Raw genomic sequence first — 16,219 nt, 5'->3', positions numbered from 1 at the left:
CCGTGAGCGATGCACCACCGCCGATCCGCGTACTCGTCTGCGACGACCAGGCATTGGTGCGCACCGGCTATGTCACCATCTTCTCCTCCCAGCCCGACCTGGAAGTGGTCGGGGAGGCCGAGAACGGGCACGCCGCAGTCGAAGCCGCGCGGCGACTGCGCCCCGACGTGGTCGTGATGGACATCCGGATGCCCCTGCTCGACGGCATCGAGGCGACCCGCCGACTGGCCGGCCCCGGCGTCGTGGCACCACCGAAGGTGCTGGTCGTGACCACCTTCAACGTCGACGCCTACGTCTACGACGCGTTCCGGGCCGGAGCGAGCGGCTTCCTCCTCAAGGACTCGCCCCCTGCGGAGCTGGTGGCCGGGATCCGGACGGTCGCCCGGGGCGAGGCACTGCTGACACCGGCCGTCACCCGCCACCTCATCGGCCATTTCGCCGAACGACTGCGCCCGGCGGACGTCTCCCGGCCGGCCAGGGAGGAAGTCATGAGCGCGCTGACCGGCCGCGAACTGGAGGCGCTCCGATTGATCGCCGAGGGGCTGTCGAACGCGGAGATCGCTGCGGCGATGTTCATCACGCCCGAGACGGTGAAGACCTATGTGTCGCGGATCCTGACCAAACTCGACCTGCGCGACCGCGTCCAGGTCGTCGTCCTCGCCTACCGGATCGGCCTGGTATCCGCCACGTCCTGAGCCGTCGCGGCATCAGGAGACCGTCACGCCGATCTCCTTCCCGGCGTGCGGCCGCTTCTCGAAGTGGCGGTGCGCCTCGACCACGTCGAGGGAGGACACCTTGGCGTCGACGGCGGGCCGCCGTGTACCGAGGCGCACGCCCGCGATCAGGAAGGCCGCCATACGCTTCACCACGCCGGCGGGTCGCGGCTGCCGTCTCGATGTCTGCGTCGTCGAGGATGACCGCAGCGGGCTTCCACCGAGTTCCAGGTGCAGCGGGCGATCCGCTCGCCGGCGATCAGGGCAGTCCCGGTGCCCGGACGTAGTCGACCCAGAGAAGCTGATCTCGCCCACGCGCGGATCGGGTGCCAACGACTCGGAGGCCTCGCGGCCAGCGGTGACGACGTTCACCACGCCCGGCCGCAGACCGACGGCTAAGCCCGCCTCGGCGATCAGGTGGCCTGGCCTGCATCGTCGGTCAGCCGGGCGGGAGCCACCGGCGATGGCGCCGTTTCGGCGCCTCCGCGCCGCCCGAGCAGCACGCCTCCCGCCTGCCCGGCGGGAAGGACATGTCCCCGCGGCCGTCCTGGAGCGGCGCCCGGACGGCGCACCGTACGGCGCACCGGGCGGTCGCCGACATCCCCGTCACGTCACCGAACTACCCGAGGGTGCCTATCAGCTGCCCATCGGTGCCAGCGCAGCCCGCTACATCGGCGCCGCCCCACCAGCCGGACACGGCCCGCACCGTTGCTTCATCGCGGTGCACGCCCTCGACATCACCTCCATAGGCGTCCCGGCCGACGCCACCCCGGCCGGCCAGGGCTTCACCATGGCCGGTCACGCCCTCGGACGCACGGTATTGATCAGCACTGCCGAAACACCCGCCTGACAGCGCCGCCCGACTCACCGGAGGAACAACCGCGATGCACCTCGAAGACCTTCCCGACTCCGCCCGCCCCGGCGACGGCCCGATGGACCTGGACGCCGTCCGCGACGTCAGCCGCGCCATCAGTGCCGCCCACCTGTTCATCTATCTCGCCCCCGAGAGCGCCCAGGAGGCGGCCGAGCTCGGCGTGACCGACCGCGGGCCGGCGTATCTGGCCTTCCGGTCGGCCGCGCTGGGCGCGGTTCCGTGGCAGGTCACGCTCGCGGCCTTCTACAACTTCAGCCCGCGGGCAGTTCGGGCTATGGCGGGCGTGTGGGACGCCGCGCCGCCCGAGCGCTGGCAGGCCGCCCGCTTCCTGGCCGCCGGACGGGCGATGCGGCGTGTCAACGTGCATCTCACGGACGACCAGCTCGCCGAGGCACAGGCGCTGATCGGCCCGGTCGTCGCCGGTGCCGACTACGCCGGCAAGGTGCTGGCCGCCGCCAACACCTCGGTCGCGCTCCCACCCGATCCTCTCGTCGCACTGTGGCAGCAGATCACCGTGGCGCGCGAGTGGCGCGGCGACGCCCATCTCGTCGTGCTCGCCGACAACGGCCTCGGGCCGTGCGACTGCCTCGTGCTGCACACCGCAACGGGCCGCCTCCCGACAGCCGTTGCGCGGGCGACCCGCCAGTGGGACGACGAGGAGTGGGCCGCGGCGACGGCACGTCTCGTCGCGCGCGGCTGGCTCGACTCCAACGCCATGGTCACCGACGCCGGCAGTGCGGCACGCGAGCGCATCGAGGTGGAAACAGACGAGCACTGCGCCGTGCTGTGGGCGCCGATCGGCAACGCGGGTGCCCTACGCCTCGCCTCGCTCATCGCGCCGATCGCCAACGCGTTCACCGCGGCGGAAACGTTTCAGGCCGTTCATGGACGGCAGGACCTCACCTAAACGGTTGGGTCTGATCCATTTTGACGGACACCCCTGATCAGGGCCTCGCCCTCTGGAAGGACGCTGTCCATTGAGGTTTTCTCAGCGAAATGATCTCTGCGCGGCAGGCTGCTCGGCTGTGCCGGGGTGGGCGGGCGAGGCCCGGGTTGCAGACAGACGTGAAGCCCCTGGCAGGACGGGTCTCTCTCACAAGATCGTCCGCTGACCCAGAGGCTTCACGTTGGTCACCTATGCTGCCACGCTCGACGTCCCGCGCCACACCGTCGAGTTCCCCGCCCGCCTGCTGGCCGCCCACCGGCGCCTGATGGGCACCCCGAAGGGCCCGCGGGCGCTCGGGCCGTTCCGGCAGGCTGTCCTGGTGCCGCGCTGGTTCCGCGAACGGGGCTGCGTGCACCGCCCGGCCCGCGACGCCGGCGTCTCCCAGGCCACCGGCTACCGCTACCTCCACGAGGGCATCGCCGTCCTCGCCGACCAGGCCCCCGACCTGCCCGAAGTCCTGAACCGGTGCCAGCGCGAGGGCATGACGCACGTGATCCTCGACGGCACCCCGATCGAGTCGGACCGCCTCGCAGGCGTCCGCGAGAACGGCAGCGACCACTTGTCCAGCCAGAAGCACAAGGCGTTCGGAGGCAACATCCAGTTCCTGTCGGCCCCGGACGGCACCCCGCTGCGGGTCTCCGACGTCGAGCCGGGTTCCACCCCCGACATCACCACCGCCCGCATCCACGCCCTCCCCGCGCTCTGCAAAGCCGCGGCCGACGGCCTGCCCACCCTCGCGGACAAGGGCTACATCGGTGCGGGCATCGGCATCCCCATCCCCGTCCGACGCCCAAAAGGCAAGTCAGAACAGGCACTTCACGTCGACACCCGCATGTTCAACGCTCTGCCGCGGCACGTGCGCGCCCTGGGCGAGCGGACCGCCGCCGAGCTCAAGCAACGCCGGCGCACCCTCCAGCACGTCACGCTCAGCCCCAGCCGGATCGGCGACACCGCCCGCGCCGCCCTCGTACTCAACAGAATCTGGAAGTGATCACCGCTGAGAAAACCTCAGTGGGTCAGCCGGGAAAGGTGGTCAATGCCCCAGGGGCAAGGTCGAAGAACCAGATCCCCCAACCCGTCGTGTCAATCCGCAGCAGCGGGCGCGGATCCGACCCGTCGAACGCAGTGGTGCACAGCCCCACACCCGGCTTGTCGTGCACCAGCCGCCCGTCCCACACCGCCAGCACGCCGCCCCGCTGCTCCGAATTCCAATCGTGGCGCACCGTCCCACCCGAGAGCACGTCCCGCACGAACAGCGGCGGCACATCCTCCTCCGGGTCCTCCTCCACCAGCACCAGTTCCCGGTCGTCTGACCACGACCCGTTTGCGCTTCCCAACGTCAACAGCTCATCGTAAAAGGCTAGTTGTCTGCCATCGGCGACCTCCAGTATGGCCGTGGCGGCGAACTCCCCGTCGGCCAGGTACGTCACCGCAAGCAGCCGCCCGTCCGGAGACCAGCTCACCGCACCTTCCGCCGACGCTTCGCCCTCCGCCAACCACAGCCGTCGTACCGCACCGCCCGCCAGGTCGGTAACGGTCACCGAGGCATGCACCTCCGACGCGTCGTCGGAGAGCACCGCCAGCCGCCCGCCGTCCGGCGAGAGAGCCGCGTACCGGGCCGTCCCGTCGGCCAGCGCGTCGAAGACGCGCTGTTCACCGGTGGCCAGCGTGCGCACCACCAGTTGGCGCTCCGGGCGGTCGATGCGGCCGGTGCACAACACCACCCGGGCACCGTCTCGGGAGAGCGCCAGCGGCCGGGTCACGGACTCCGGGGACATACCCGGCACCCTCACCAATCCGCCGCTGTCGGTACCAGCGAGCATCTCCCCGCCGTCCGGTCGGCCCGGCACCAACAGGAAGGCCGCTCGGCCGAGCGGCCGCTCCGCTACCGGTCCGTCGCCCGTGAACTCCCAGAACCTGTCAGCCACACGGCACCCCCGCAGTTTGAGCTTGTTCCGCTTTGACGGACTCGTTCAGTGTGTTGGTGAAGCTGCGAGGGCGGTCTCGAACCCGGCGGGAGCGCGGTAGCCGAGGCTGCTGTGCGGCCTGCATATGTTGTACCAGCCCTCGATTCACTCGAAGATCGCCGAGTGGGCCGCCGCCCGGTCGGGCCAGGGCCGGTCATCGACCAACTCGCGCTTCAAGGTCGCGAAGAACGACTCCGCGAGGACGTTGTCCCAGCACCGTGCGCGCCTGCGTGCCAACGCGAGCTCCTGGACCACCCGCATCTGGAACCACAGGCACCTCCTCCATGCCCTCCGCGCATTCGAGACCTTCCCCAACGGACATCGACCGCACCGATCTCCCGGCCAAGCGGCCCCCCTCTGCCCACTCCCTCTACCCGATCCGCGAGCCAAACACGCCGAGGGGCCTGAAGGCCCGCCGACGGAACTGATTCAAAGAACCCTCCACGAGTACCGACATGCCGCATGACCAGGGCAGATGATCTAGTGCCGCATCAGGCAACGTTCGCCCTGTTGTGACATGCCGCTCAGCTGCTGTGCCGGGCGGCACTGGACCGCCAGAATGATCACGTGGCTGAGCGCGTGCGAGTCCGTGAGATCGATGACGACGAGGGGCGACGCCTACTGCGGATCATCCGCCGGGGCAGCGGATCGGTGGTGACCTGGCGGCGGGCCCAGATGGTGCTGCTGTCCGCACAGGGCATGCCCATCGCGAAGATCGCCGAGGTGACATTCACCAGCGCGGACCGGGTCCGGGACGTGCTCCACAACTTCAACGCCGACGGCTTCGACTCGCTCTACCCCAAGTACAAGGGCGGGCGGCCGAGAACATTCACGCTGCCCGAGCGCCGCGAGATCAAGAAGATCGCCAAGTCCAAGCCGGCCGAGCACGGCCTGCCCTTCTCGACCTGGAGCCTGGCCAAGCTGGCCGACTTCCTGGTCGCCGAGGGGGTGGTCGACGACATCAGCCACGAGGGCCTTCGCATCCTGCTCCGCGAGGGGGGCGTCTCCTTTCAACGCGTGAAGACCTGGAAGACCTCGAACGACCCCGACTACGCCGCCAAGAAGGCCCGGGTCGAGCAGCTGTACGCGATCGCCGACGGCGAGGTGGTCCCCGAAGAGAGCGAGCCCGAAGTCATCTTCTGCATAGACGAGTTCGGGCGTGCGCCACGAGGCGCTGAGGAATCGTGCGGGAGGAGGAGCCCGCCGCCGGTCATCGCAGTGACCGGTTGAAGCTGGAGGCAGGCTGATCCCCAGGTTGGGGGTGAGGCCGGAAGCAGCCTCGACAACGTAGGGGCGGACCGACACCACCAGACGGTTCGTGCCCGCAAGCGAAGACGGAATGGGTGTAAGGAAACTGAACCAGTGGTTGAAGCCCCGTGAGTCGTCAGCGACCTGCCGAATCTGGTGGATGGGTCGCTTTGCGGTACTGGAGAGTGCTCTGTCCGATGGCCTCTCCTCCTCGGTCGTCCGCTGGCTGGACGGTCAAGGGCCCGGACCAAGACTGCGATGTGCGGTCCGTGGTGATGCCGCCGGGGTAGAGCTGGGCACCGAAGCCGTCGCAGAGATCCTCAGTGAACGTGGGAAGCGATCTGGTGTCGCCCTCCCCGCCTGGCAGCCAGCCGGGCGGCGGGCAGGTGCGACGCTCACTGATGGCACTGGATCGTGGCGGAGTCGCCGTAGTACTCCGAGGACGGGAAAGCCGGCCGCATGGGGAAGGGCGACAGCGTGATAGCAGGTGGGTTGTTGTCGGGGAGGAGCGTTGTTGAATAGCGACGCACCGTCGACTGCTTGGCCGAGCATCTTCGCGGCCGAGCGATGGGTACTCGACCACCAGCTCAAGCTGCACCGATGGGCAAGGGCCGATCCGGAACGCCGGTTCGGCGACGTGTTCAACTTGATCTGCGACCGGTCCACCCTGTTGGTGGCCTGGGAGCGGGTGTCGGGCAATCGGGGCGCCAGGACAGCAGGCGTGGATGCGGTGACGCGTCATCATGTCGAGGACCACGGAGTGATCCCGTTCCTTGAGGAACTGCGTTCCTCGCTGAAGGACGGGTCCTTCACTGCGCTGCCGGTCAAGCAGGCGGTGATCCCTAAGAAGGGCGGCAAGGTCCGTCATCTGGGGATCCCCACGCTGCGCGACCGCGTCGCACAGATGGCCCTCAAACTGGTCCTGGAGCCGATTTTCGAGGTCGACTTCTACCCGTCTTCGTACGGGTATCGGCCCGGACGTCGGGCCCAGGATGCCATCGCCGAGATCCACCGGCTCACCAGCCTCACCTACGAGTGGGTGGTGGAAGGGGATATCACCGCGTGCTTCGACAACGTCGACCATCACGTCCTGATGGACTTGGTGGGAGACCGCCTCAAGGACCGGAAGGTCCTGCGCCTGGTCCGCGCGTTTCTGCGGTCCGGGGTCATCGAGTTGCACGGTGGCTTCGCGGAGAGCCTGAACGGCACTCCGCAGGGCGGGGTCGCTTCCCCGCTGCTGGCCAACATCTATCTCTCCGTGCTGGACCGCTACTTCGCCAGGCTCTGGGACGAGGAGATGAGTCCGCGCTGGCGCAGGCAGTATCGGCGCAAGAGGGGGCTGCCGAACTTTCGGCTGGTGCGATACGCAGACGACTTCGTCGTGCTTGTGCACGGCACCAGGTCGGATGCGGAAGCACTGAAGTCGCAGATCGGTGAACTGCTGGCCAGCAGAATGAAGATGACCCTCTCGGTCGAGAAGACTCACATCACCCACATCGACGACGGCTTCGTCTTCCTGGGCTTTCACATCCAGAGCAAGACCCGTGGCGACGGACGTCGCGTCGTGCTCACCATTCCGGCAAAGCAGTCGCTGGCATCGGTGATGCACAAGATCAAGAAGCTGACGGGGCAGGGAACGACCTCGCTCTCGTTGGCGGAGGTACTGCGGAAGATCAACCCGGTCCTGCGGGGCTGGACGGCCTACTTCCGGTACGGCGCATCGAAGAAGACGTTCTCCTACCTCGGCTGGTACGCGTGGTGGAGGATGCTTCGGTGGATTCGCCGCAAGCACCCCCACCTGACCTGGAAGCAGCTACGGCGGCGCTACTACGGGACCGACCGCATAGCAGAGGACCGCATGGTCCTCTGCAACCCGGCGAAGATGCGGGTCGAGCGTTACCGCTACCGCGGAGCGCAGATCAGCACGCCATGGAACATCGACGAGGTCGATCCCAACGGGGCACGCTTCCGCTGGACCGATCACGACGACATGGCCTTCGTCGGCCGGGTCAGCGAACACCTCACCTGACTCCTCGGATCACGTGGAGAGCCGGATGCCCGGCCAACGGGCATGTCCGGTTCGGCGGGCGGGGACGGGAAAACCGACACCTGCAAGGGTGCACGGCGTCTCGTCCCCGACCCAACCTCTCGGCATCCGCCCCACCCCGGGCGCCAGTGGGCCGAACGCGGCGGCAAGGGCAAGGACCCCGATCGCGAGCCGCGGCCGCGCCGACGGGCCACCTACACCCGCCCGCACGGGGTCCGTCACCTGTTCGCCGCCTACGACCTGGGCAAGGACCAGCTCTACGGCCACATCAAGAAGACCAAGAACCGGAGCAAATTCCTGGAGTTCTGCCGCTACCTGCGCTCCCTGCACCCGGCCGCCAAGCGCATCGCGATCATCTGTGACAACTACTCGCCGCACCTGACCACCAAGCGGTGCCGCTGGGTCGCGGACCGGGCCGAGGCGAACAACGTCGAGATCGCCTACACCCCGGCCAACTCCTCCTGGCTGAACCGGATCGAGGCCCAGTTCACCGCCCTGCGCTACTTCACCCTCGACGGCACCGACCACGCCAGCCACAAGGAGCAGGGCAGCATGATCCGCCGCTACATCATCTGGCGCAACAAGCACGCCCACGATGAGCGCCTACGCGAGCTCGTCAACAGGGCGAACGTTGCCTGATCCGGCACTAGCCTCGATCTTGCATGACGGTCCGCCGACGGAGTCGGTGGACCGTTTCGCTTTCTGTGGCTGATGGCGGGCATGCTGGCGGCCCGAGTGTCGCGTCGGGTGAGCGCCGGGTTCCACTGCTCCGGGTTGGGTCCTCTCTTCGTAGGGACAGATGAATCCGCTGGTCAGCCGGGGTTCGGCAGAAGGGTGAGCCGTTCGAGGGCGTCTGTGATCTCGTGGGCCCAGGGCCAGTGGCGGGCGAGGCGGAGGATGCGGCGCCGACCGGTGGTGACGAGCTGGCCGGCCGCGGAGAACAGGCGGAACCGCAGCCGGCGCGGTTCCCAGAGCCTTGCCTGGCCGGTCAGGGCGAGCATGGGCATCCAGGCCAACAGGTCGAGAGCGATCTGCACGATCTCCAGCCAGATGCCGTTCTGCGCGGTGTCGTGCAGGGGAAGGTTGCGCAGGCCGGTCGAACGCGCGGCCCGGATGCGGTCCTCCGCGCGGGCCCGCAGCCGGTGGCGAAGCTCAAGCTCGGCGATCGGCCGGTCAGGGGTGTTCGTAGCGAAGCAGGTGATCCGCATGCCGTCGGCGTCCGTGATTCTCAACTGGGCTCCGGGGTGGGGCCGTTCTTTGCGGACGATCAGCCGCATGCCCTCGGGCCAGCCGTGAAGGACGTCGCCGGCGAGTTCGGCGACCCAGGCGCCCTCGCGGACCTCGCCGTTCGTCTCGACGGCCGGGGTCCAGGCCGATGCCGGGATCTTGAGGACGTGGCTGTGGATGGCCTCGGTGATCACCATGCCGACCGAGTAGGACAACCAGCGCCCGCGCTGGGCGAGCCAGGCGACGAACTCGTGAGTGCTGCCTGCGGAATCGCAGCGGATGAGGGTCTGCCGCCCACGCCGGTACTTCTTCGGCAGCTGGGCCAGGGCGAGGCGGGCGGCACTGATGTGGTCGGCGGCCGTGTTCGAGCCCGCGTTGCCCGGCCTCAGCAGGGCCGCGACGGCCTCGCCGGTTCCGCCCGGTCCGTGGTCGACGAACCCCATCAGCGGGTGATGGCCGTAAGTCTTCTTCCAGGTCGGGGCGGCGCCCTGCTTGTCCGAGTGCGCGACGACCAGCACTCCGTCCAGGTCCACGGTCACCTGCCCGTCGGCGTCCGGAGCCCGACCTGCAGCCAACTCCCAGACGTGACCGCGGACTTCGGCCCGAGCCGCCCGGATGGCGGTCAGTGCCTTCCCGCTGGCGGCGGCGAGGGTGTCGATCAGGCGGGAGACCGTCGGGTCGGAGGCCACCGGTCCGAACACGGCCGGCTCGGACCGCAGCAGTGCGACGTCGGCGAGGCAGTCCCCGCCGAGCGCGACCGCCAGCGCGAGGTCCAGGAGGACCTTGCCCGGGTCGTGGACGGCCCGCGGCTTGCTCCAGGGGGCGAGCGCTGCGGAGATGGCCCGGTCAAGGCCGGTCTTGCGGGCCGTTTCGACCAGCAGGACCGAACCAGCCTGCGAGACCACGGCTCGGCCGTCGTCCCGGACACGGACATGCGGGTAGGACCCGGTAGGCTGCTTCACCTGGAAAGTGCCTCCGACAGTGGGCGGGAACAAGGACCTCAGCAATCCTCATTCTCGCTGGTCAGGGGCGCTTTTCGCTTATCTGACCGCCTGCCGGACAGCCCGCCTCATGAAAGCGCGAGGCTAGTCAAGGCCGTGCTCGCCCTTCACCTGGCAACGTCAAGCTGAGGTTGGAAAAGCCTCAGTCTCCCGCTGCCGCGAGCCGCCGGGGGCCTCCCGCTCGGGCTCCAACTCATCGGACGCCGCCACGCGGACGCGTCCGTGCTCGGGTGGGCCGGTCAGGTCGTGGTCGCGCTCGCTGCGCGGGAGTCCCATCAGACGGGCAGCAGTCCGCGGCTTTGAGCCTCGTCGCGGGCTCCGGGCTCGGCGAAGGCCTCGATCTCCTGGAGATAGCCGAGCAGCTTCGAGGCCGTTGCCCGCTTGTAGTCCCCCTGGACCTGCGAGCTGAACACCTCCGCGAGCACGCGGGCCACCTCGTCGGCGCCGAGCCCGTAGCCACACAGTTCACTCCCGATGGACGGCAGGTCCGGTTCGAGGAAGATGTCGATCAGTTCGGGAAACAGCCGCCCGGCGAACGTCCGTTCCGCGCGGCCGAGACTGGCCCAGAGGTAGGTGAGGTAGGACGCGAAGTAGGCGTGGTGCCGGCCCTCGTCGAGCGCGTGGTCGTTGAGCACGTCGACCACGGCTTCCGTCGCATCGCGGGACTTGGATATCTCCGTGAGCGATGCCGTGATGAGCGTTTCCGAGACGATCGTGAACAACAGATCGATGAAACCGGCTTGGTCGGGCTTATGCCGGGCCTTGAGCGCTGCGAGCCGGCGCAGGAAGTGCGGCTCGTCGGAAACGGCCGGTGCGATACCGGTGCGCTCCTGGACCTGCCGCATCAGATCGACCGAGAAATATCCGTGGTATGCCTCGTCGCAGTAGATCTTCAGCGCATCGAAGCGCATCTGATCCGGGATCGGCACCTGGATGCTACCCTGGGAAATACCGAGCACGACATAGTTCACCACCATGAACTCCAGCTTCGCAGTGAAGTGCAGGTAGCGGTACAACTGCTGGGTGAGCAACCGGCGGAAGAATTCCGGCCGCAGACCCTTGACGAGCTCATGCTTCGCGACGGGAACCAAATCGACGGGGAACGGGTCCCCGATGTCCTCGGGCAGGATTCTGCGCGGACTGGAGCGCACGGAAGCCCTACGGTCCCAGTTCGCAAAGGCGGTTCGATAGGGGGGAAGCTCGGCCACTGATCCGGCGGGTCCGGCGGCCTTGCGGTTCAGCTGACTTAGTGGGCAGAATGCTGCTGCCGCGCAGCCGGTGAAAAGTCCGACAGTACCGCACATCTCGATCCTCCTAAAGCTCAGGCCGCGAGTTTCGGGCAAGTTCGTGGTGTTACATTCGAGAGAGGCAGCGCTTTATGACGACGCAACCCGACCGACCGGATGCTGAGCAGTTCCATCCCGTCACCGAAGACCAGCTCGCCGAACAGCTGGCGTACTATTCCAGTCGTGCCGGGGAGTACGACGACTGGTGGCTGCGGCGGGGGGCGTTCGACCAGGGCGCGGCCGCCAACGAGCGATGGCTGCGCGAGGCGGACCAGGTCCGGGCCGTATTGGAGTCCCTCGACCTGGGCCAGGACGTCCTCGAACTCGCGCCGGGCACCGGCACCTGGAGCATCCGGCTCGCCCCTCGCGTGCGCAGCCTGCTGCTGGTCGACGGATCCGCGCAGATGCTCGCGCACAACCCCGTCGCCGGGCAGGGCAACGTCCGGACCGTGATCGCCGACCTGTTCGTCTGGGACACCGACCAGCGGTTCGACACGGTAGTGTTCACCTTCTGGATCTCGCACGTCCCCCGGGAAAGGCTCGAAGGCTTCTTCCGGTCGGTCTCCGGATGGCTGCGCGCGGGAGGCCGGGTGTTCTTCGTCGACGATGTGCCCGCTGCCAAGGACGAGCCGCATGTGGCGGGCTCGGCCGGGCAGACGATGGTGCGCCGGCTCAACAGCGGGCGAAGCGCGACGATCGTCAAGAACTTCTACCGTCGCGAGGAACTGGTCTCGGCCGCCGACGCCGCCGGCATCGAGCTCGACGTGCAGGAGACCGAGACCCACTTCCAATACGCGACGGGCCTCAAGCGCTGAACTGGTGGGTCCGGCGGGATGCTCAGCCGACACCGATCGTCGCCGTCCTGAGTTCGGTAAAGAATTCAAACGCGTCATCCGAGCATTCCGCGGGCCCCGCCTGCGACTCCTTCGTCCCGATGTGCGGCATGTGCGGGAACGCGCCGACGCCCGGCCGGTTGACGTGCAGCATGCCGGCCTCGGCCTCGGCCAGGAAGCGACCGATCAGCTTCAGGCTGCCGGTGAACAACGTCGCCGACATCCCGTAGCGGACGGAGTTGTTGATCGCCAAGGCCTCGTCGAAGTCCCGGCAGCGCAGTGCCACCAGCACCGGACCGAAGATCTCGGTGGTCGCCAGCGCGGCGTCCGCCGCCACGTCGGTGATCACCGTCGGCGCCATGAAATAGCCTCCATCCTCGGTCTCGACGGCCGTTCCGCCGGCCCGCAGCCGGGCACCGTCGCGCACGGCGTCGGCGACCGCGTCGAGGCAGCGCTTGAGGCTCGTGTCGTTGATCAGCGGGCCGAGGTCGGTACCCGGGTCATCGGGCGGGCCCACCCGCAGCGCGCCCGCCCGGACCGCGAGCAACTGCACCATCTCGTCGAACACGTCCTCGTGGATGATCGCCCGGCTGGTCGCCGAGCAACGCTGGCCCGCCTGGCCGAACGCGCCGTGCGCGATCGCGTCGGCCGCCTTCGTCAAATCGGCATCCGGGAGCACCAAGACCGCGTTCTTGCCGCCCAGCTCCAGCTGAGTCCTGGTGAACGAGGCCGCCGCGACCGTCTGGACGTGCCGGCCCACCTCGACGCTGCCGGTGAACGAGACTCCACGCACCAGCGGATGCTCGACCAGAGCCGTACCGGCTTCGCCGCCGCCGTGCACGAGATTGACCACCTCGCGCGGAACTCCCGCCTCATGGGCCAGTTCCACCAGCCGCTGCGCGGTGAACGGAGCCAGCGGCGAGGGCTTGATCACCACGGTGCAGCCTGCCACCAGCGCTGGAGCGAGCTTCCAGACGGGGATGGCGAGTGGGAAGTTCCACGGCGTGATCAGCGCCACCACACCGATCGGGTGGCGGCTGGTCGAACTCCACGTGTTCGGGCTGTCGGACGGCAGGGTGCGGCCGCCCAGCCGCCGACCCATACCCGCCGCGAACCGGACGATCTCGATCGACCTGGCGACCTCCGCCGCCGCCTCCGCGCTGGTCTTGCCATGCTCGGTGGTGATCAGCGCGGCCAGCTCGGCGCGATCGCGCTCCATCAGGGCCGCGAGCCCGTGGAGCAGGTCGGCGCGCGCGATCGGGCCCGTCTCACGCCACGCCGCCAGCCGGCCGTGCGCGCTCATCACGGCACGCTCGACGGTCTCCTGACCCGCGACGGGGAACCGGCCGAGCACGGTTCCCGGACGGGCCGGGTTGACCTTCTCCAGCAGCACACCGTCCTCGACGCGCACCCCACCGACCAGATGCGCGCCGACCCACGACTTCACGGCGCTCGTCTCAATGCCCGAGGACATCGGCCTTCCCCCGCCCCTCTCCCCCACCCTCGAGGACCTGCTTGGCGATGTCCTTGCCGATCGACTCGAACCGGTCCTCCGTGGCCAGGAGAGCGGCGACCCCCTGCAGACCGAAGACCTCGCTCAGCGGAGCGAGCTGGTCCTCGACGGCGGCGGCCGACCCGCCGGCCAGGATGGCCTTGTAGACCTGGAGGGTGGAGTTGATCGCGCCCCGCAAACCCTGGTTCGCGTAGATCGCGAGCGCCGCCCCGCCGGCCTTCAACTGCTCCATCGTCACGCTGTTGTAGGTCGTCGGGACGACAACGATCGGCAGAGCGCCGTCGTAGGCGTCGCAGAACGAGAAGATCTCGTCGGGAGTCTTCTGCTTCGAGTGGATCAGCAGCGCGTCCGCCCCGGCGAGTTCGTAGGCCTGCGCACGGCGCAGCGCCTCCTCCAGGCCGAAGCCGGAGATGAACGCCTCGATGCGGGCGACGACCACGAAATCCTCGCTGGCGCGGGTCGCGACGGCTGCCGCGATCTTTCCGGCGAAGTCCTCGATCGGCACCAGCGCCTGGTTGCCCGAGACGAAGCTGTTGAGCTTCGGGAACGTCTTGTCCTCGATGCACACGCCCTGGATGCCCGCCGCCTCGTAGCTGCGGATCATGTGGGCGACGTTACCGATGCCGCCGAAGCCGGAGTCGCAGTCCGCGAGCACCGGAATGGTGACCTTCTCGGCCATCGCGCGGGCGACGGCGAGGACCTCGTTCATGCTCAGGATGTTGGCGTCGGGCACGCCCAGGGACGCAGAGATCTCGAGCCCGCTCGCCCAGACGACATCGAAGCCGGCGCGTTCGACCAGCTGCGCCGTGAGCGGGTTGTGTGCGCCGGCCGCCTTGGTCAGTTCAGAGCCGTGTAACAAGGCACGCAGGGACTTGGCATGCGACATCTAAGCTCTCCTTGAACAGGATGTGAAATCAGGCAGAGAGGTATTGGGCGAAGCGGTCGCGCAGCTCGTGCGGAGTGTGCACGACGCGCCCGCCGACGGGGGCGTTGCGCGGCTCGACCTTCGCCCAGGCGAAAGCGGGCAGCGTGTCGAGCGAGGACCAGTCGTGGTCAGGGCTGTCGACAAGCACCGCCCGGCGATATCCGAAGGCGAGCGCAGCCGAGACAGGGTCCTGGAACGACATGGTGCGCTGGCCGCCCGTGCTGCCATGGACTCCGTTGTCCAGGACGACATGAAGGATCTTGGCTCCGGACGCCGCGACACTCAGCATCCCGCCGGTGTTCATCGCGAACGAGCCGTCCCCGTCGAACACCACGATCAACTGGTCGCGACGGGCCGCGGCGACCCCGACCGCGACGGGGGCGGCCATCCCCATCGATCCGACGAGATAGAAGTTGCCGTCTCGGTCGTCGTGGTTGAAAAGGTCGCGTGAGATGTGGCCGCAGGTGGAGATCACCGCTGCCGTGGGAAAGGCGCGCAGCACCGATCGGAACACGTCCTCGTACTGCACGTCAGACCCCCGAGGTGATCAGGACGGCAACCGGCTGGTTGCCGTCGTCGTAGCGGTCGGCCGCCTCGTCGATCGCCTTGGCCGGGTCGGCCGGGTCCAGGACCACGTGGCCGAAGCAGGCCGCGTCGAGGATGGCGGTCAACTGGCGCCCGATGATGTCGTGCTCGACCGCATCGGTGCCGTCGAAGCCGCGCCAGCTCATGATGACCAGCGGGTTGAGCCCGTAGATCTGGGTGAGCGAGGTGAAGGAGTTCAGGCTGTAGCCGAGCCCCGAGTTCTGCATGAGCACGACGGGCTTGCGACCGCCGAGCCTGGCGCCGGCCGCGATTCCGACCGCGGTGTCCTCCCGCGGCGCACAGACGTACTCGAACCCCAGTTCGTCCGTGACCGCAGGCGACTCCAGGTACCGGAACAGGCCGCCGAGCAGCGAGCAGGGCACACCGGTAGCGAAGTCGAAGCCATGTACGGACAGCCGCCGCAGCACGGCGAGGGCGACATCCGGCGAAGCCTGAGTCATGATCCAAGTCCTTTCGCGGCGTAGATGAACAACACGGTGGTCAGTGCGACGCAGAGCACCAGGAACCACTGGAAGTAGCGACCGCGCAGTCTGGGCACCGTGAAAGGGGCCACGTTGAGGATCGCGACCGCGCATCCGGCCGCGACGGCGCCCGCGACCGCCGCTCCCGGTGCCGCCTCCCAGGGGATGACGAGCACGACGGCCACGACCACGGGGTTGTAGAAGATCGGCAATGCGGTGAGCTTGCCCCCGGACAGGCCGTGGATGTTGAAGTAGGCGAGCCGGGTGACCCCGGCGACGACGATCAGCCCGGCTGGAATCAGCACTTGCGCATGCCACTTGCCGACCGCCGGGACCAGCACTGCCGGCCCGACGCCGCTGCAGATCGCGTCGGCCAGCGAATCGAGTTGAAGACCGAGCGCGGGCAGGTGCGGGGCGCGGTTCCTCGTGTTGCGTGCGATCGGCCCGTCGAAGCAGTCCAGGATCACGGCGATCACCCCGAGCGCGGCAGCCGCAGGAAGCTTGTGCTGGGCCGCGAAGTGGATGCCGAGCAGACCGCTCACCACTCCGGTGAGGGTGCACAGATTCGCCCA

The 16,219-nt window shown here is 68.4% G+C and carries 15 protein-coding genes and 4 pseudogenes; 8 read left to right on the top strand and 11 right to left on the bottom strand.

Going from position 1 to position 16,219, the window contains the following annotated elements; genetic code table 11:
- The first annotated feature begins 2 nt into the window (after positions 1-2).
- The gene (locus ACIQGZ_RS22815; protein WP_402604574.1) at positions 3-695 is read left to right on the top strand and encodes a response regulator; all 693 of its coding nucleotides are present in this window, start codon (positions 3-5) and stop codon (positions 693-695) included.
- A 12-nt stretch (positions 696-707) separates the two neighbouring features.
- Here the strand turns inward: ACIQGZ_RS22815 and ACIQGZ_RS22810 are convergent, their stop codons facing one another.
- Entirely contained in the window at positions 708-857 is a 150-nt protein-coding gene (locus ACIQGZ_RS22810) for a hypothetical protein (protein WP_402604571.1), read from the bottom strand.
- Positions 858-941: 84 nt separating this feature from the next.
- Positions 942-1,127, bottom strand: a pseudogene (locus ACIQGZ_RS22805) (aldehyde dehydrogenase family protein); the annotation flags it as partial.
- 62 nt (positions 1,128-1,189) lie between these two features.
- Between ACIQGZ_RS22805 and ACIQGZ_RS22800 the strand changes: the two are divergent.
- The 3 genes and pseudogenes from ACIQGZ_RS22800 to ACIQGZ_RS22790 all read left to right on the top strand — a co-directional run.
- Positions 1,190-1,563, top strand: a pseudogene (locus tag ACIQGZ_RS22800) (YbhB/YbcL family Raf kinase inhibitor-like protein); the annotation flags it as partial.
- Positions 1,564-1,597: 34 nt separating this feature from the next.
- Positions 1,598-2,494 (top strand): hypothetical protein, encoded by an 897-nt coding sequence (locus ACIQGZ_RS22795; RefSeq protein WP_402604569.1) that lies wholly within the window; start codon positions 1,598-1,600, stop codon positions 2,492-2,494.
- 220 nt (positions 2,495-2,714) lie between these two features.
- Positions 2,715-3,524: a transposase family protein gene (locus ACIQGZ_RS22790; protein ID WP_402604566.1), complete on the top strand. Its 810-nt coding sequence runs from the start codon at positions 2,715-2,717 to the stop codon at positions 3,522-3,524.
- A 25-nt stretch (positions 3,525-3,549) separates the two neighbouring features.
- Here ACIQGZ_RS22790 and ACIQGZ_RS22785 read toward each other — a convergent pair whose 3' ends face one another.
- Positions 3,550-4,461, bottom strand: coding sequence for a TolB family protein (locus ACIQGZ_RS22785; RefSeq protein WP_402604563.1), 912 nt, complete (start codon positions 4,459-4,461; stop codon positions 3,550-3,552).
- A 144-nt stretch (positions 4,462-4,605) separates the two neighbouring features.
- Positions 4,606-4,737: a hypothetical protein gene (locus ACIQGZ_RS22780; RefSeq protein ID WP_402604561.1), complete on the bottom strand. Its 132-nt coding sequence runs from the start codon at positions 4,735-4,737 to the stop codon at positions 4,606-4,608.
- A gap of 330 nt (positions 4,738-5,067) precedes the next feature.
- Here ACIQGZ_RS22780 and ACIQGZ_RS22775 point away from each other — a divergent pair.
- From ACIQGZ_RS22775 to ACIQGZ_RS22765, 3 genes and pseudogenes are all read left to right on the top strand, one after another.
- Positions 5,068-5,658: pseudogene (locus ACIQGZ_RS22775) on the top strand (helix-turn-helix domain-containing protein); the annotation flags it as partial.
- Between the two features lie 604 nt (positions 5,659-6,262).
- Positions 6,263-7,777: a group II intron reverse transcriptase/maturase gene (gene ltrA, locus ACIQGZ_RS22770; RefSeq protein ID WP_402604558.1), complete on the top strand. Its 1,515-nt coding sequence runs from the start codon at positions 6,263-6,265 to the stop codon at positions 7,775-7,777.
- 129 nt (positions 7,778-7,906) lie between these two features.
- Positions 7,907-8,434: pseudogene (locus ACIQGZ_RS22765) on the top strand (transposase); the annotation flags it as partial.
- A 173-nt stretch (positions 8,435-8,607) separates the two neighbouring features.
- On the opposite strand, the gene ACIQGZ_RS22760 reads toward ACIQGZ_RS22765, so the two are convergent.
- Together ACIQGZ_RS22760 and ACIQGZ_RS22755 are read right to left on the bottom strand one after the other, a co-directional pair.
- Positions 8,608-9,984, bottom strand: a complete 1,377-nt coding sequence (locus tag ACIQGZ_RS22760; RefSeq protein ID WP_402604555.1) for an IS1380 family transposase — start codon at positions 9,982-9,984, stop codon at positions 8,608-8,610.
- Positions 9,985-10,298: 314 nt separating this feature from the next.
- On the bottom strand, positions 10,299-11,327 hold the full coding sequence (locus ACIQGZ_RS22755) for a diiron oxygenase (RefSeq protein WP_402604553.1): 1,029 nt from the start codon (positions 11,325-11,327) through the stop codon (positions 10,299-10,301).
- Positions 11,328-11,401: 74 nt separating this feature from the next.
- On the opposite strand from ACIQGZ_RS22755, the gene ACIQGZ_RS22750 reads away from it, so the two are divergent.
- Positions 11,402-12,124 (top strand): class I SAM-dependent methyltransferase, encoded by a 723-nt coding sequence (locus ACIQGZ_RS22750; protein WP_402604550.1) that lies wholly within the window; start codon positions 11,402-11,404, stop codon positions 12,122-12,124.
- Between the two features lie 22 nt (positions 12,125-12,146).
- Here the strand turns inward: ACIQGZ_RS22750 and ACIQGZ_RS22745 are convergent, their stop codons facing one another.
- From ACIQGZ_RS22745 to ACIQGZ_RS22725, 5 genes are read right to left on the bottom strand one after another with little or no spacing between them, the layout of a single operon-like run.
- Positions 12,147-13,616: an aldehyde dehydrogenase family protein gene (locus tag ACIQGZ_RS22745; protein WP_402604547.1), complete on the bottom strand. Its 1,470-nt coding sequence runs from the start codon at positions 13,614-13,616 to the stop codon at positions 12,147-12,149.
- The gene (locus tag ACIQGZ_RS22740) at positions 13,600-14,541 is read right to left on the bottom strand and encodes an isocitrate lyase/phosphoenolpyruvate mutase family protein (RefSeq protein ID WP_402604545.1); all 942 of its coding nucleotides are present in this window, start codon (positions 14,539-14,541) and stop codon (positions 13,600-13,602) included. The genes ACIQGZ_RS22745 and ACIQGZ_RS22740 overlap by 17 nt, the downstream gene beginning before the upstream one ends.
- 28 nt (positions 14,542-14,569) lie before the next feature.
- A complete protein-coding gene (locus tag ACIQGZ_RS22735; RefSeq protein WP_402604542.1) occupies positions 14,570-15,109 on the bottom strand; it encodes a thiamine pyrophosphate-dependent enzyme in 540 nt (179 codons plus the stop codon).
- Position 15,110: 1 nt separating this feature from the next.
- Positions 15,111-15,626 carry a thiamine pyrophosphate-binding protein gene (locus ACIQGZ_RS22730; protein WP_402604539.1) on the bottom strand — a complete coding sequence of 172 codons (516 nt, stop codon included), beginning with the start codon at positions 15,624-15,626 and terminating at the stop codon, positions 15,111-15,113.
- Positions 15,623-16,210 carry a CDP-alcohol phosphatidyltransferase family protein gene (locus tag ACIQGZ_RS22725; RefSeq protein WP_402604784.1) on the bottom strand — a complete coding sequence of 196 codons (588 nt, stop codon included), beginning with the start codon at positions 16,208-16,210 and terminating at the stop codon, positions 15,623-15,625. Before ACIQGZ_RS22725 ends, ACIQGZ_RS22730 begins: the two co-directional genes overlap by 4 nt.
- Positions 16,211-16,219: the final 9 nt, after the last annotated feature.

Source organism: Streptomyces sp. NPDC092296, from assembly GCF_044755465.1.
In the GTDB taxonomy this organism is placed as follows: Bacteria; Actinomycetota; Actinomycetes; order Streptomycetales; family Streptomycetaceae; genus Peterkaempfera.
The sequence above is the reverse complement of the archived record's forward strand: the minus strand, read 5'-3'. Positions and strand labels throughout refer to the sequence as shown.

What these genes read in the sequence shown, in the direction of transcription:
- ACIQGZ_RS22810 (WP_402604571.1), bottom strand. Translation starts at nt 857, where the DNA reads ATGGCGGCCTTCCTGATCGCGGGCGTGCGCCTCGGTACACGGCGGCCC.
- ACIQGZ_RS22795 (WP_402604569.1), top strand. Translation starts at nt 1,598, where the DNA reads ATGCACCTCGAAGACCTTCCCGACTCCGCCCGCCCCGGCGACGGCCCG.
- ACIQGZ_RS22755 (WP_402604553.1), bottom strand. Translation starts at nt 11,327, where the DNA reads ATGTGCGGTACTGTCGGACTTTTCACCGGCTGCGCGGCAGCAGCATTC.
- ACIQGZ_RS22750 (WP_402604550.1), top strand. Translation starts at nt 11,402, where the DNA reads ATGACGACGCAACCCGACCGACCGGATGCTGAGCAGTTCCATCCCGTC.
- ACIQGZ_RS22745 (WP_402604547.1), bottom strand. Translation starts at nt 13,616, where the DNA reads ATGTCCTCGGGCATTGAGACGAGCGCCGTGAAGTCGTGGGTCGGCGCG.
- ACIQGZ_RS22740 (WP_402604545.1), bottom strand. Translation starts at nt 14,541, where the DNA reads ATGTCGCATGCCAAGTCCCTGCGTGCCTTGTTACACGGCTCTGAACTG.
- ACIQGZ_RS22730 (WP_402604539.1), bottom strand. Translation starts at nt 15,626, where the DNA reads ATGACTCAGGCTTCGCCGGATGTCGCCCTCGCCGTGCTGCGGCGGCTG.